Source organism: Pseudomonas sp. LBUM1641, from assembly GCF_059716235.1.
The window spans coordinates 5,901,685-5,917,435 of the sequence record NZ_CP166815.1 but is presented as its reverse complement, the minus strand read 5'-3'; the positions used below and the strand labels follow the sequence as shown (position 1 = coordinate 5,917,435).

Genomic DNA, 15,751 nt, shown 5'->3' with positions numbered 1-15,751 from the left:
GGCTTGCTCGCGAAGGCGGTGGATCAATCGCCACATGTATTGACTGGCACACCGCCTTCGCGAGCAAGCCCGCTCCCACATTTTGATCCAGTGCTTTCAGGTGTATCGAGGTGTCTGCATCGCAGCGATGCGGCGACCCGACAAGCCCCACAGTTGATTTCTGTTGTTTGGGAAGTCAGGCCTGGCAGTAGGTCTCGTGCAAGTGCCGCCATAGCAGGGCGCCGCTGGCCAGTTTTTCGAATACTACGGTGGCGCGGCGGTCGGTCTGGGTGCCGCTGTCATCGATCTGATGCTCGCGATACGTCACGGTCGCGCCACGTGCATGACGGTCAATGCCAGTCAGTTCGCTCAAGGTTATCTTCAGCCCCGGACGCTGGCCACCCAGGCGGGTGAACAGGTAATTGACCCCGGCCGCGTTCATCCGCGTGCCGGTGGAAGGCGCAATCATGCTGAAGTCGGGGGAGAAGCGCGCCAACAAGGTGTTCAGTGTTCCCTCGGGCGCAACGCCTGCAAACCATTGTTCGATCTCGACATGGGTCTGGATCACTTCATCAAAAAAATCACGGTAATCAATCATTGTGTGGGCTCGCTGGCAGGGTGAAGCAGTGTCCGTACTTTGGACGCATCCAGGCACAGTACTGCAAATAAGGGGAAGAGGGTCAACGCTGCGGCAATCGCGAAGGTCGCGGTGAAGGAGTCCAGCGCGGCCAGCACCCCGCTGAGCACGGCGGCACCGAGGCAAAAACTCAATTGCCGATTGATATTCCACAAGGCGCTGGCATGCCCCATGCGCTCGGCCGGAATGTCGAGAAAGGCCAGGGTTTGCGCGGTGCTGCTGCACAGGCTGCCGCCCAGGCCCATCAGGATGTAGGCGAGCACCACGACTATCGGGTGTGGCTCGATCAGCAACAGGATGCCGATGGATTGCAGCAGCATGCCCGCCAACAGCAACGGCCGAGGCCCGCAGCGATTGAACAGTTTTTTGCTCAAGGCAATCGCCAGCCCCGAGGCCAGCGCCCACGGCAGCATCAGCGCGCCGATGTGGCTGGCGCTAAACCCGAGGCCGTGCAGATAAAGAATCGCCACCAGGCTGGTGCCGATAAACACGCCCGGAATGAACAGGTAGACCAGCATCGCGACCCGCAGCATTGGCCGGCGAATCTGCGCGAGCACCGCGCCGAGATCCAGAGTTGGGCGGGTGGCAGCGGGCGTGTCCGCCTCCAGCCAGCTCAACGTCAACATCAAGGTGATCAGCGCCAGCGGCAGGTTGGCGAAAAAGATCCAGCGCCACGACACACTGTCCACCACCAAGCCGCCCAATGCTGGCGACAACGCCGGAATCAGTAACGCCACCAGCATGACTTTGGCCGTCAGTTGGCTGCGTTCTGCCGGCGCAAAATGCCGATAGGCCAGGGCTTGGCCGACAGGAATCAACACGCCACCGCCCAGGCCTTGCAGCAGGCGCCAGCCGATCAACGCTTCAATCGATGCGGCCTGGCCCACCAGCACCGAGGCCACACCGAACAGCAGCAGGCTTACGGCAATCAAGCGTCGTTCACCCATCAACGCCGCCAGCCACACGCTCAGGGGAATCACCACGGTCAGGCCGAGCATATAGGCGTTGCCGATCCACGCCAGTTGCGTGATCGAGGCGTGTAACTCCCGGGCGATATCCGGGTAGGCGATGGCGGCGACAAACATGTTCACCAGGTCGAGGGCGAAGCCCAGTAGAAAGATCCAGGTGACTTTCGAGCGGTAGGTCATTGCGCTGTTCCTGCAGTGGATGGCGGCAGGGTAGGCGGGTGCGTGCACTTGGGAAACAGCGGTTTGACTGTTAGTTTGTCAAAAATATTTTGACAAAGGAGGGTGTGGCCAATGGTCAGCCTGGATCGATTCGACACCTTCAAGGCCGTGGTCGAGGCTGGTTCATTGACCGCAGCCGCTGACTTCCTCGGGCAAACGCGGGCGGTGGTGAGCTTCAACCTCAAGCGCCTGGAGGCCGAACTGGGTGTCACCCTGCTGACCCGCAGTACTCGGCAACTGGCACTGACCGATGCCGGTGAACGCTTTTACCTGCGCTGCACGCGGATGCTGGAAGAGGCACGGCTGGCGGTCGAGGAAGCCCGTTCGGAACACAGCCAGCTCAAAGGCACGTTGCGTATCACCACCACCGTCGAATACGGATTGGCCGTGGTGGTGCCGGCACTGGAAGCTTTTCGCGGCCTGCACCCGGAATTGAACGTCCAGTTATCCACATCCTCCAGCCACGCTGACCTGATCTCCGAGCGGTTTGATGTGGCCATTCGATTGGGACGGATGCTCGACTCCAATCACCGGGCGGTGCAGCTGTCGAGCTACGAGATTTTTGCCGTGGCCGCGCCGGAGTTTGCCGGGGTCACCACGCTGGATGAATTGGAGCAATTGCCCAAACTGGGCCATGGGCGGCTGACGGAGTTGGCGGTGGTTGATCCGGCAGGCCTCGAACATATGTATCGCCCGGGGCCTGGCAAGGCTTCATTGGTTGCGGACAGCGCCGCCATTCTCCAGGCCTTTGCCGTGCGCGGGCATGGTGTGGCGATCCTGCCCCAGTGGCTGGTGCAGGAAGACCTGGAGGCGAGGCGTTTGGTGCGTCTGCTGCCGGGTCATCGATTTGCGCCACAGGGGGTGTATGCGATGTATCCGGATACCCGGCATTTGCCGCTGAAAGTACGGGCGTTCATTGATTTCATGAAACAGCCCCGCCTTACTCCCCGGTAGCAGCTGTCGAGCCCCAGCGAGGCTGCGTCGGGCGCGCCTCGGTTCAGCGCCTGGCTCGTTAATCGAGGTGCTGCCAACGCAGCCTCGCTGGGGCTCGACAGCTGCTACGGGGGGGAGTCACTAGAGCTGGCCGCTTAGGCCAAAGCGCTTTTTCAAGACGGTCTCCAGCAAACCCTTGGGCAACAGCGCCGCCATCAACGGCAATGCCCGGCAACCATTACCCGAGCGTAACAGGCGTGGCGGTGTTGTCTGTTGCACGGCCTTCAGGACATCCGCCGCAAACTGGCTGGCGGGCGTAGGCCGATCCTGGGAGGCCTTGGCCCGGGCGCGGATGCTTTCGCGCAGCGGCCACCAAGGCGATTTTTCATTGATCAACAGCTCGGCCTGGGTGCCGGCGTTTTTCGCAAAACGTGTATCGATGGCGCCCGGCTGTACTTCCATCACCCGTACGCCGAAGGGCGCGAGTTCCATGCGCAACGCATCACTCAAGGCGTGCACTGCCGCTTTCGAGGCGCAATACGCACCGGCAAACGGTGTGACCAGCACGCCGGACACGCTGCCGATATTCACCACTAACCCTTTACGACGACGCAGGGCCGGGAACAGCGCCTGGGTCACCCCGACCACTGAAAACACATTGGTCTCGAATTGCTGCTGCATCGCCTGGGTGCCGCCGTCGAGCAGCGGGCCCATGGCGCCGTAGCCGGCGTTGTTGATCAGCACATCCAGCTCGCCGATCTGGCCGGCCAATTGAGCGAGCGCGGCGCTGTCGTTGACGTCCAGTTGCACGGCGTTGAAGCCGGCGGCGCGAAGTGCCGTCACATCATCAGTGCGCCGGGCGCTGGCCCACACGTCAAAACCGGCTTGCTTGAAGGCATCCGCCAGGGCACGGCCAATACCACTGGAACACCCGGTGATGAGTACGTTGGGCATGGATCAGTCCTTTGTTGTTAGTCGGAGAAGCTGCCTTGCAAATGCTCGGCGCGAAATTCCAGGGTTTGCGGGCGATAGCCGGGGCGCAGTGGCGGTACCGGCAGGCAGTCTTCCCAGGTGGCGCCGGCTTGCAGTTCGCCGGGGCCGCGATAGCGTGGGGCCGCGTAGACGTTGTCGGCCAGGTTGACGGTGTCGCCTGGTGCATAAGCTGCGACGCGCCAGCGCAGTTCGGTCAGTGGCACATCGTTGCCGTTGTTCAGAGTGAGTTTGAGTGGCCGGTCTGCCGGGCATTCTTGAGGCGCGTAGACGGTGCGCAATTCCAGGCGTGCCAATTGTTGGGCCTCACGCTTGTCCAGCCACACTACGCCTACCGCGACCAAACCCAGGCCGATGGCGGCCGCAAGGGAAACCGGCAACGCCTTGGCCGGATAGCGCAGCAGGAGGATCAACCAGGTGATGATCAGTAGAACGCCGATGAACACGATAAAACCCTCGCTTGCCATGAGCATTCATCGTAGCTGAGCCCGGGGGCCAAGCCTAATCACTTGCGGTAATGCATTGCACTTTTACCACCGGAACCCGCTGGCACTCTTACACCACGGATTGATTCATCACTGGAGTGATATCTCTTTTACCAGGGTAACAATGGACTAACTCCCTTTTGCACAGGGTCCATTCAATGATTGTTAAACGTCATACCGAGTATCAGCCCGATCTTGCCCCTCCTTCAGCTTTAAACGGCCAGCGAGCCGCTGAAAACCAGACGCCTCAGCTCAGTAGCGCGGCGTCATTTTCTGGCCAGGCCGTCCCTGGTGCACCTGCTATGCCGGTCGTTCGGAGCATTCGTCCGGCCACCGTCGCCGAGTATGTTTTTGGTAGGCCCGCCTCTGCCCAACAGGGGTTTCTCACCCAGCACGATATGCTCAACGTTAAAATCAACCGGCTGGTCAGCCAGCAGCCCACCTATGAGCAGTTTGTGCAGGAGTATCAGGAGTACGTTGCCAAGACGCCTGGCGCCGTAGGGCAAATTGGTGAGCTGTTTGCCAACGCCGTCACTCGATTCTGGACGTCTCCCCGCCCCACTGAAACAGACCCCAGCCCGCCTCAAGACCAACTGATCAACCTGCACCGCCAAATGCTCTCCACTCAAGCGGCCCTGCGCGTCGAGGACGGTACCCTGAGCCCGGCGAGCAAAGCGCTGATCGACAACGCGTTCCGTTATCCGACCCTGGCGTCCCGGGAAAGCGCTTTCCCCAACGGTGCGCGGCCCGGTGTATATCCGCTCACGGTTGATGACACGACGCTGAACGGCGCGCGCCTGGCCGGGGCCTTCATGATTACCGCCACCGATGGCTCCCTGCAAACCCAGCCTCACTGGCCCAACGGCAATAAAAACATGCTTGCCAACCAAGACAACGGACCTGTGGTGCTCTACACCCCCGGTGAGGGCTTTGAGGAGTTCGCGACCCCTGCCCAATTGCAGGCGACGCTGATGCAACGAATTGACAAAGGGGGCGTTCCTGCAGAGCTGCTGTCACAGAGCTTGCCCTTGTCGGCGGAAAACCTGCGCAAGCCTTTACGCGGCGAAGACCTGATGCTCAGTTTCGCTCCCACCTCAGGGGACGTGATTGCTGAAGCGATTCCTCAGCTTCTGAAGCGACAAAAAGCCGAACTGAATGCACTGACTCACTCAGACACCAGCGACATGAACGGCCCACAAATCTCCCAGGCCATGAACAGCGCCGCCAATTGGTCTACTCAACTGGACGGCAGCAACGCAATGCTCGCCCGGGGAGAAAGGCTTGAAGATAAACAACAGCCGCAGTGGCTGAAAAACCTGTCGCGCATGAACGAGGGCGAATACAAGTCTCTGGAGGCGAGCGAGCAGCAATCCCTCCAGTCACTGGTGCCGTTGCTGGAAGCGATTCCTTCACTGCAGGGCTTTGCCCGTGACAAATTGGCGGCGGCGCTCAGGAAAAAATACCCCACGGTAAATATCGACCCGGACAAGATCGTGGTCACCACCACCACACAATCCAGAACTCATACCGGTCGGCAAGGCGCTTACGTTGCGCGCAATGTCAGCAGGCAGCACAGCTCATTGATTGAGCTTGCCCTGAAAAACCCTACTGCATGGCCCGCCGCAGAAAGCCACCAGCATGTTGAGGTGAAATTCGCCGCAAAGCTGACCGATGTTTCAGGCAAGCCGGTGCTCGGGGCAGATGGAAAACCCGTGGTGTTGGGAACCGAGGAACTCAAGACTCTGGTGAATGAGCTGGATGTGGGCGGTAACTACATCACCCTGCTCAAGGAACGAATGGCGCCTGACGCCCAGACGGGAGCACCGGGGAAACTGCGCTCGGCATGGAAAGCCAACCTGTCGGATGTCATGCAGAAGCAGGCGTTTCTGGGGCAGTTGAATCCGCAGGCTTATCCACAAGGCTCCTCGGGACCTGAATGGGTCCGGGCCGTGCTCGATTTTCCGGACGCTGCCACGCGGCCCCAAGTGGATGGAAAGACCGTTGTCGCCAACACCGTCAGCCACTACGGTCAGGAGCTTCAGGGGGTGGTCGCCATTGGCAACGGCCAGGACGGGCCGCTTGTGCTGTATAGCCCGGATGCGCCCGACGGGATCTCCTTTCGGGAAGTCGCCAATCAGGCGGCGCTCAGTGCGCTTTTCAAAGAACCGGGATGGCGAACCTACGCAAGTAGCAAAACATCGCCGCTCAATCCGGACGGTTTGAGTGCAATCGCCCAGGGGAGCATTGTTGAAAATGTGGGGCGGCTGGTACGGGTGAATGAGTTGGGTAGCAACGCCTACCTCACGCCTATCCAGGGTAATTTACAGGACACTCTGTACAAACAACTGACGGAAGTACTGATCGATAAGGCGGACGTCGGATCTGTCAGCTCAGATGAAGTAGCTAAAGAATCGAGATACAACAAGACCCTGTTTGGCATCGAGGTCGCCACGATGTTCATGGACCTGCTGCCCATTGTCGGAAAGGGCGTTTCGACCGCGACCCGGCTGACCAAGGCGGGGCTGCGTGTCATCCGGGCACCGGGACAATCCATCGTCAACGTACTCAACAAACCCAACCGCCTTGCCATGATCTATGCCCGGTATGGCGACGGCAGCGGCATGGCCGCGGGTAGCAAGGCCAGCCCAATTATGCGCCCGGTCCTTAACCCGGCGCCGGCAAGCAGAGTCGTTGTGCCGCTGACGACCACACCGGCGGCACACCAGGTACCGGCAGGGGGCGTCTCAGTTCGCGCATTGCCGGATATCAGCGCCCATTCCGTGCCTGACAGCCTGCTCAGCGGCCGTACGATGCGGGGCGATGGCACTTATCAAGTCGGCGAGCAGTTTTATGTGCGTTACACAGATGGCAGCGGCGTCAGCAAACCCTATGAAATCAGCCCGGTGTACAAGGTCGAGGGGGGAGCTGTACGAGTCATTGACCCGCAAACCAAAAAAACTGTGGCATTCCTGCAGTCGGCGGGCGAGGGCGAATGGCGATTGAATCGTTTGCCGGGTGGTATCAAGTCAGGAACCCCAGGTTCAAAGAAGGCCAGCCAGCCCCAGGCGCAAAAGGCCCTTGGCCGGCCAGGCAACTCTGCCTCACTCGCTACAACGAATAAGCAACTGGTCAATCATCCGGATTGGCAGAAGGCCGTGGACTCAGGCATGCACAACGGGCAACCCATTTATATCCACTACACCAGCAAGGAAGGCGCCGAAGCGATCGCTCGGGGGCAAAATATCAATGACCTGTCGCGTGGGGAAACGCGCGCGGGTTCAAAGGGCGGCGTGTACGTTAACGCCCCCGGTCAGCAATTTAACGGCGAGAACGTCGAAAACCTGTTGTTCCTGGGGAATGAACGCTATGTGGGCAGGGGCGACTACATGGTGATATTCAGCACTGATCAGGTTCCGCAGGATCTGGGTTCCATCACGGCGGGCAGCCCGTTCGTTGAGCTGAAGATGAACAAAGAAATCAAGCTGACTGAGTCGAACTTCCTGTATTTGGGGCCAAATCAGTTTCCCGACTATTTCGGGTGAGCGCGTTTGAAAGCGCTGGGGCATTGATCTGAAAAAGCCCCCGACCCACCGGCTGCGGATAGGGGACGCAGTCGGTGTGACGGGGGCTTCTTGTGCCGCTCTTTTACTGCGCGATGGTTTTCACCGACACGCCACGCTCGATCGGCGTAGACCGACCGTAGATATCTTCAAAACGCTCGATATCGTCTTCACCCAGGTAGCTGCCGGACTGCACCTCGATGATCTCCAATGGGATCTTGCCCGGGTTGCGCAAGCGGTGCACCGAGGCGATCGGGATGTAGGTGGACTGGTTCTCGGTGAGCAGGAACACGTTCTCGTCACAGGTGACTTCGGCAGTGCCGCTGACCACGATCCAGTGTTCGGCGCGGTGGTGGTGCATCTGCAACGACAGGCACGCGCCCGGCTTGACCGAGATGTGCTTGACCTGGAAGCGGCCGCCCATGTCCACCGAGTCATACGAGCCCCACGGACGGTAGACCTCGCAGTGGTTCTGGGTTTCGCTGCGGCCCTGTTCGTTGAGGGTGTTGACCATCTGCTTGACGCCCTGGACCTTGTCCTTGTGGGCAATCATCATCGCGTCCTTGGTTTCTACCACCACGATGTTTTCCAGGCCGATCACCGACACCAGCTTGCCGTTGCCGTGGATCATGCAGTTCTTGCTGTCCTGGATCACCACGTCGCCTTTGCTGACGTTGCCGTTGGCGTCTTTTTCATTCACGTCCCACAGCGATGCCCAGCAACCCACGTCGCTCCAGCCGGCGGTCAATGGCACCACGCAGGCCAGTTGGGTTTTTTCCATCACGGCGTAGTCGATGGAATTGTCCGGGCAGCAGGCGAAAGTGGCTTCGTCGATGTCGATGGTGTCGGCGCTGTGGTTGCTGCGTTCCAGGGTCAGCAGGCAGGTGTCGTAGATGTCCGGGTCGTGCTTTTTCAGCTCTTCCAGGAAGCGGCTGGCGCGGAACAGGAACATGCCGCTGTTCCAGAAGTAACCACCGCTTTTGACGAACTCGGCGGCGCGTTTTTCATCGGGTTTTTCAACGAACTGTTGCACGCGGCTGACGCCTTCGGGCAGCAGCGAATCGTTGGTCGACTTGATGTAGCCGTAGCCGGTTTCCGGACGGGTGGCCGGCACGCCGAACAGCACCATCTCGCCACGCTCAGCGGCCACAGTGGCCAGGGCCAGGGCGCGTTGCAGGGCTTTCTGGTCGTCCAGCACGTGGTCGGCCGGCAGCACCAGCATCAACTCGTCACGGCCTTCGTTGACCAGCATCATTGCCGTCAGGGCCACGGCCGGCGCGGTGTTGCGGCCGAACGGTTCCATCAGGATGCGCTGGGTTTCCAGTTTGCGGGCGGCCAGTTGCTCGTTGACGATAAAGCGGTGGTCTTTGTTGCAGACCACGATGGGTGCGTCCATGCCGTCGAACACCAGGCGCTCCAGGGTTTGCTGGAACAAGGTGTGCTCGCCGGTCAGGGCCAGGAACTGCTTGGGAAACTGTTTACGCGAAAGCGGCCAAAGACGTGAGCCGCTACCACCGGAAAGGATTACTGGGATCATGTGTTTCTCCTTGAATCAATATGGGTTAGAGCTACTGCGTTCTGTCGTTTCACTCTTGTTTTTGTCTCGGTCCGGGCTGGCCGCTTAATCCTGTAGGAGCAAGCTTGCTCGCGAAAAACCTGAGAGCGCCGGGATAAACCAGGGCGCTGCGTCATCGTTAGCGTTCTTCGCGAGCAAGCTCGCTCCTCCAGGGGTGCGGTTAGTCCGGTAAATAGTTAGCGGGTCGACACGGGGCGCTTGACCCACACTGGCGACAGGTTGGCGCCGCTGCCGGTGACGTACAGCACTGCGGCCTCACCACGCTCCAGGGCTACCGGCTTCACGTCGCCGACTTTCTTGTCGCCTTCGTACAAGGCCAGGCTGACCTTCACCGGGTTGATTTCGCGCTCGCCACGGCCCTTGGCGGCCACGGCCTGGACCACGTCGGTCTTGCCGTCGGCGGTTTTCAGGGTCAGCGACTTGTCACTGAGGTTCTGCACGCGCACCAGGGATTTCTGCTTGTTCTTGAACGGCGGTTCTTCGATCAGTTGTGGCTGGCCGCTGCCGCTGCTGACCAAGGTGTAGTAGTGGTCGGAGGCGAGCTTGACCGGCAGGGTCTGGCTGCCGACCTTGGCGCTGTAGTCACCGCCCGGCATGAAGCTGAAGTCACTGCTGGCCAACGGGGCAACCTCGTTGAGGTTGGTGCTGCCGACGGTGGCGCTGACTTCCTGGTTGCTGGCGTTGTATACCCGCACAAAGCTCGAGCCTTTTGGCGCGACGGGGCCGTAGAGGGCGGCGTCGCCACCGGCGAAGGCGGACATCGAAATAACGCTCATGCCTGCAACGAGGGCAAAGGTTTTTGCGAGACGACGCGGAGTAGTAGTGAAAGTCATGTGAGTTACCTCTCTTTCAGTTTTGCGCCCGGTTGGGCGTCTCGGAGTTCATGTTTTTAACGGCGGGGGTGTTGATAGCCATGTTCTGTTGGCGCGCACCGGCTTGTTTGAGCTGCGCAACCCACTGCGGGTCGGCATCGCCGATTTCGTTGTTCACAGGCAGATAACGTTCAGGAAACTCCCAGATCAGCACCTGTGGCGGGCTGTTCTTGAAGTCGTCGCTTTTCAGGTAGCTGAGCATTGGCAGGATCGGGCCGTGGCCGTCTTCGGAGTAGTTGATGACGTCGCTGCCCAGGGCTTGCTTCAGCGCGCCGACAAAGTTCCAGTTCGGGTTGGCGCTGTAGCTGGTGCCCACCAGGGCCACCGGGGTTTCGCTGTCGGTGAACAGGGCGTCGTCGCCTTTGGTTTCAGCCAGGTAAGTCACGCGTTTTTGCAGCGGCTCCTTGGGTGGCATCAGGTTTTCGAACAGCGGGTCCAGGGGCAGGAACAGGCGCAGGTCGCCCTTGTGTGGCTCGGTCTTCTCGGCTTCGGTGACAAAGCGTTGAGGCTCGCCGCTCAGGGGCGTTTTGTTGGCAATTGTCTTGGCCAATTCTTTGGCCGCCACTTCAGCGCCGTCCGGTGTCCAGTGGGTGTCGGTGCGCAGGAACACTTGCTGGCCGTGCAGCTTGGCCTGTTGCAGCGGGCCCATCAGGTCGGGAGCGACGATCTTGTCGGCGGCCATGCGGGCATGGAAGTCCTGGTACAGACCGGCGTGGATACTCGCCGGCTGCACTTCACCCAGGTGTTCCGGGTACAGGCGCACCTTGGCCGGCACGATCGCCATTACCAGTTGGATGCCTTGGGCCTTGAGCTTCTGGCGCACGCCTTCCACCAAGGCGTAGTTGCCTTGCAGGTTCTGGTCTTCGTTGACGATGGGGTTGAATTCCTCGTCGCTGTAGAGCCAGTGATCGCGGCCAATCACCACGCCAGGGCGGCCTTCATTGAACAGCTTGTAGTCCAGGGCTGCCCAGAGGTTGGTGCCCAGGCGCTTGATCGGGAACTGGTCGTCGTAATGGGTCTCGACGGCCTTGGTCCAGCGACCGTTGAGCACGGTAGCGTCGGCGTTGGTGCTGAAGCCCAGGAAACTGCGCATCGACCAGGCGCCCAACGCCAGCAGCACGGCCATGAACAAGGCGATATAGAGGACGCGTAATGAACGGGTCATGGTCGGCTCCCTCAGAACTGGAAGTAAAGGAACGGCGAGAAGCTCTGCGCCGAAAGTTTGAGAATCGACGCCACGAACAGCAGCAGTACTGCGGCGCGCATGGCGTAGCGTGGCCAGGTGGCGGTCCAGTAGGCCGGTTGCACGGTGGCCTCGGTGCCAACGGTGTAGCCGGGCTCATGGATGCTGCCCGGGGTGTCGCCCGGTACGGCCTTGATCAAGCCAGGTTGTGCAGTCGCCGGGCCATGGGCCTGGGTGTTGACCACAGGCTTGGTTTTTTCCGGTGGACGGTTGTTGTAGAAGTCCCGCAGACCGAAAAACGCCAGGGTTGCGTATGCCACCACCAGGGTTGCCACTTGCAGGCCGGTGAGGCTGGCGCGATTGAGTTCCGAGAGTGACCACTCGCCGAAGCTGAACATCGCGCCGTACATACGGCCGGCAACGTGCAGGTTTTCGGAGCGGAAGATCACCCAGCCCATCACCACCAGCAGGAAGGTGAAGGCCCAGCGCACGACGTTGAAACTGCGCGGTGCGGTGTTGAGGCCGATGGCTTTTTCAATCGCCAGCCACATGCCGTGCCAGGCACCCCACACGATGTAGGTGATGTTCGCACCGTGCCACAGGCCACCGAGCAGCATGGTCAGGAACAGGTTGCGGTAGGTGGTCAGCGTGCCTTTACGGTTGCCGCCCAGGGTGATGTAGAGGTAGTCACGCAGCCAGGTGGACAGGCTGATGTGCCAGCGCCGCCAGAACTCGGTGATCGACTGGCTGATGTACGGCTGCTTGAAGTTTTCCATGAAGCGGAAACCCATCATCAAGCCCAAACCGATGGCCATGTCGCTGTAGCCGGAGAAGTCGAAGTACAGCTGCGCGGTGTACGCCAGCGCGCCGAGCCATGCGTCGCCGGTGGTGGGGTTTTGCAGGGCGAAGCAATGGTCGGCGACCACCGCCAGGGTGTCGGCGATGAACACCTTCTTGATGAAACCCTGCATGAACCGCGTGCAGCCCTCGGAGAATTTATCGAGGGTGTGGGTGCGGTTGTTGAACTGGTCGGCCAGGTCGCGAAAGCGCAACACGGGGCCGGCAATCAGGTGCGGGAAGATCGCCACGAACGCCGCAAAGTCGATCAGGTTGCGGGTGGCCGGGGTATCGCCGCGGTACACGTCGATGATGTAGCTGATGGACTCGAAGATGTAGAACGAGATACCGATCGGCAACAGCACGTGGGTCAGGATGAAGGGTTCCAGGCCCGCCGACTTCATCATCAGATTGATGCTGTCGACGCCGAAGTTGGCGTACTTGAAGTAGCCGAGGATGCACAGGTCGACCGCCACACCCAACAGCAGCCAGCGCTGGGCCGGCTTGGTGCGCACGCCTGCCGCACCGACCTTGAGGCCGATCCAGTAGTTCCACAGCGTCACGGCGGCGAACAGTGCCAGGAAGTCGACTCGCCACCAGGCGTAGAACACATAGCTGGCAACCAGCAGCAGCAGATTGCGATAGCGTTGCCCGCTCAAATAGTACAAGCCGAGGAAGATCGGCAAGAACAGAAACAGGAACACATTGGACGAGAAAACCATCCCGATCTCTCCATGTTTAACCAACAGTCAAGGGCCAACGGCCCCCCCAAACCCCCCACCGAAAACGGAGAGGGGCGGTATTACATTCCCACTGACGAAACCGGCTCAAAATGTGGGAGCGGGCTTGCTCGCGAATGCGGTGTGTCATTCAACACAGAGGGCGACTGATACACCGCCTTCGCGAGCAAGCCCGCTCCCACATTTGAAGTGCGTTTCGTCAGCTGCCTTTGTTGCCTTTCTCGTGCGCCGGGTCGAAGACCTTGGTCAGGTCACCCCCGAGGCGGAACGTCTTGAACGGCTGCATCCCGTGCTTACGCTCGATCACATCCGGCGCGCAGGTGTAGAGGGTGCAGAAGGGCTCAAGCCAGGCAAACTTCATGTCTTCCTTGAGGTCCTTCATGTCTTGTTCCTTGCCGTTCTTCTTCTCGAAGATCTCCGGGTCTTTCACCCCGGCCAGCACGTTGTCGCCCAGGCGTTTCAAGGCGCCGTTGTTTTCCTGGCGCAGGTCAACACCGTTGACCAGGGCGAAACTGGCAATCATCGCCAGCGGCGGCAGGGCGTAGTTGTGGTACGACAAAGCCCGTTGCTGACGCTTCAATTCGTTCGGCAGGAAGCCTTGCGCATCGACCTGATTGGCGCCGACCTTGTATTCCTTCACGGCCCAATCAAACAGGTCGCGACGGTTGGTGGCGATGGAAGTCGCCATCACCGACCAGGCGGCCCAGTAGGAGTGGTTGTTGGTTTTATCCAGCGGCAGGTTGTCCCAGTCGCTCACCACCTGATCAGCCATTTTGCTGAACCAGGCCTCGATCAACTGCGACTCCTGTTGGTGGTTGGCCAGCGGGTGGGAATCGGAGAACTTCAGGCGCACATAGGCCGACGCCATGCTGCCCAACGCCCATTTGCGCATGGACTTGCCGGTGTGGTTGAAGTCCTTGGACATCAACGCATCCGCCTTGGCCCAACTGGTCAGCCAGTTCAGGGTGCACTCCAGCTGCTCCGGACGGCCGTCACGCATGAATTGCATCACGCGTTTGCTGGTGTCTTTTTCCAGCTTGGTGATGTCGGCGGTGCTGTCGCGAAAGGCTTTTTCGGATTGCACGTTCAACGTGGAGCGAGCCTTGTCCGAACCTTCGTACTTGCTGCGAAACTGCAGCGAGCCGGTGTACGGCGCCGGCATCGTGTCGCAGTCATTCTTGAAGTCGCCGGTCTTGAATGCTTCCACCGGGGCGAAATAACCCTGGGGTGGACGCAATGGCGCGGCGGCATTGACGGACCCGGCGAAGATCGCCATGCCCAGTAATGTTGGAATCAATAGCTTCTGCATAAGTAACCTCATTGCCCGGCAGATGCGGTCTGTTGACCACCGGCGGGGAATACGTTGCGTGTGCAAATTTTCGCTTCGACTTTCTGCGCTGCCTGGCCCGCTTCAGGGCCCTGCACTTCCACGGCCAGCAGGTTTTGCGTGGCCCAGTCTTCATCGGTGCGCAGTTCAAAGGCGAAACGCCCGTCTGTATCGGATGTTTCGGGTTTGTCGATCTTGATGTCCTCGTGGCGCCCGTTCATGTACCAGAGGGTGGCTTGCAAGGTTTTCACCGAAGGGTCGGCGAAGCGGATGTCGACCTGATGGCTGGCGTTGCGCAGGTCTTTGTTCGAACTGTTAACCAGTAATTCGTTCTTGCCGGGTTTCAGCGTGGTGCTGGCGCTCATCTGGGCGGTCTTGCCTTCGCAGCCGTTGTCCAGCAGCGACATCATCTGGCGATAGATGGTCTCCTGGTCGAGGCGATACAGCGGCGAGAATTCCCAGATCAGGATCTTCGGCGGGGTCTTCTGGAATTCGTCGCTGCCCAGGTACTGGATCATCGAGCCTTCGAGACCACCGCCGGGGAAGGCGACGTTGAGAATGTCGGCACCGATTTCCTGTTCCAGGAAGCCGGCGAAGTTGTAGTTCTTGCCGCTGTGGCTGGTGCCCACGAGGGTGATCTGCGGGTTGCCGGAATCACCGAACAGGTCGCCGTCCGCCGCTTCGCCCTTGGGCTCGGTGGTGAACTGGTCCATGTACTGGATCGCGTAGCTGGTGCCACACAGTTGCCCGGCCATGTTGTGCAGGGTGCCGGTCTTGCCCATGCGCCCGGAACGTTTGGTCTCGAATTCACGCTGCGGGATGCCGGCAAACTCAGGCATCGCGCGCACTTTCGCGCCGACGATTTTGGCGGTGCGCTGGGCGCCGTATGGCGTCCAGTGTTGGTCACCGCGGAAGTAGAAGTCGTGGGCCGGCAATTCATCCGGCAACTGCTCGTTGGTCAGCGGCGACAGGTCCGGCACGACATAGCCCATCTTGGCGAAACGCCCGAGCATGGTTTTGTAGTTGCCCAGGGCCTTGTCGAAATCGAACTTGGCTTTCTCTTCAGGGTTGAGCTTGTTGCGGTTCACCAAACCACGGGTTGGCTGGTAGACCACCACCAGTTCCACGCCCTTGCTCTTGAACGCATCGTGCAGCTGTTGCATGCGTTTGTAGCCGGCGGGGCTGGTGTCGAATTCGGTGCGCAGGTCTTCCTGGGTACGGAACAACCAATCGCCCTGGGCTTGCACCAGGGTGGTGAAGTTCTGCTGGTAGCGCGTGGTGTAGTTCTTCGCGTCGTGGGCAGCCGGGCACAGGCTGCAGCACGGTTCGGCGCTGAATGTCGGGGCCTGTACTTCGTCGGCGCGCACGCCCTGGCTGGCCGCGAGCAGGCCGAGGGTCAAACCCGAAAGGCTGAGCAGTTTGATCATGTGTGGGTGCATAAAGGT

General features: G+C 60.2%; 12 protein-coding genes. 2 read left to right on the top strand and 10 right to left on the bottom strand.

Going from position 1 to position 15,751, the window contains the following annotated elements:
* Positions 1-175: 175 nt before the first annotated feature.
* On the bottom strand, positions 176-577 hold the full coding sequence (locus ACA046_RS27195) for a DUF4440 domain-containing protein (protein WP_076014367.1): 402 nt from the start codon (positions 575-577) through the stop codon (positions 176-178).
* Positions 574-1,764: an MFS transporter gene (locus ACA046_RS27190; protein WP_497675332.1), complete on the bottom strand. Its 1,191-nt coding sequence runs from the start codon at positions 1,762-1,764 to the stop codon at positions 574-576. The genes ACA046_RS27195 and ACA046_RS27190 overlap by 4 nt, the downstream gene beginning before the upstream one ends.
* Before the next feature lie 111 nt (positions 1,765-1,875).
* On the opposite strand from ACA046_RS27190, the gene ACA046_RS27185 reads away from it, so the two are divergent.
* A complete protein-coding gene (locus ACA046_RS27185) occupies positions 1,876-2,757 on the top strand; it encodes a LysR family transcriptional regulator (protein ID WP_459023688.1) in 882 nt (293 codons plus the stop codon).
* A gap of 120 nt (positions 2,758-2,877) precedes the next feature.
* On the opposite strand, the gene ACA046_RS27180 is transcribed toward ACA046_RS27185, so the two are convergent.
* Together ACA046_RS27180 and ACA046_RS27175 are read right to left on the bottom strand one after the other, a co-directional pair.
* Positions 2,878-3,690, bottom strand: coding sequence for an SDR family oxidoreductase (locus ACA046_RS27180; protein ID WP_497675331.1), 813 nt, complete (start codon positions 3,688-3,690; stop codon positions 2,878-2,880).
* 17 nt (positions 3,691-3,707) lie between these two features.
* Entirely contained in the window at positions 3,708-4,172 is a 465-nt protein-coding gene (locus tag ACA046_RS27175) for a multidrug transporter (RefSeq protein ID WP_167663427.1), read from the bottom strand.
* Positions 4,173-4,369: 197 nt separating this feature from the next.
* Between ACA046_RS27175 and ACA046_RS27170 the strand changes: the two genes are divergently transcribed.
* Positions 4,370-7,753 carry a dermonecrotic toxin domain-containing protein gene (locus ACA046_RS27170; protein WP_497675330.1) on the top strand — a complete coding sequence of 1,128 codons (3,384 nt, stop codon included), beginning with the start codon at positions 4,370-4,372 and terminating at the stop codon, positions 7,751-7,753.
* A 103-nt stretch (positions 7,754-7,856) separates the two neighbouring features.
* On the opposite strand, the gene ACA046_RS27165 is transcribed toward ACA046_RS27170, so the two are convergent.
* The 6 genes from ACA046_RS27165 to ACA046_RS27140 form a co-directional block, all read right to left on the bottom strand.
* Entirely contained in the window at positions 7,857-9,308 is a 1,452-nt protein-coding gene (locus ACA046_RS27165) for a mannose-1-phosphate guanylyltransferase/mannose-6-phosphate isomerase (protein ID WP_459023682.1), read from the bottom strand.
* 215 nt (positions 9,309-9,523) lie between these two features.
* A complete protein-coding gene (locus ACA046_RS27160) occupies positions 9,524-10,180 on the bottom strand; it encodes an alginate O-acetyltransferase AlgF (protein WP_318303498.1) in 657 nt (218 codons plus the stop codon).
* Positions 10,181-10,196: 16 nt separating this feature from the next.
* A complete protein-coding gene (locus ACA046_RS27155; RefSeq protein WP_497675329.1) occupies positions 10,197-11,384 on the bottom strand; it encodes an alginate O-acetyltransferase in 1,188 nt (395 codons plus the stop codon).
* An 11-nt stretch (positions 11,385-11,395) separates the two neighbouring features.
* Entirely contained in the window at positions 11,396-12,961 is a 1,566-nt protein-coding gene (locus ACA046_RS27150) for an MBOAT family O-acyltransferase (RefSeq protein WP_497675328.1), read from the bottom strand.
* Positions 12,962-13,178: 217 nt separating this feature from the next.
* Positions 13,179-14,288 (bottom strand): mannuronate-specific alginate lyase, encoded by a 1,110-nt coding sequence (locus ACA046_RS27145; RefSeq protein WP_143503550.1) that lies wholly within the window; start codon positions 14,286-14,288, stop codon positions 13,179-13,181.
* A gap of 8 nt (positions 14,289-14,296) precedes the next feature.
* The gene (locus ACA046_RS27140) at positions 14,297-15,745 is read right to left on the bottom strand and encodes an alginate O-acetyltransferase (RefSeq protein WP_459029420.1); all 1,449 of its coding nucleotides are present in this window, start codon (positions 15,743-15,745) and stop codon (positions 14,297-14,299) included.
* Positions 15,746-15,751 lie beyond the last annotated feature (6 nt).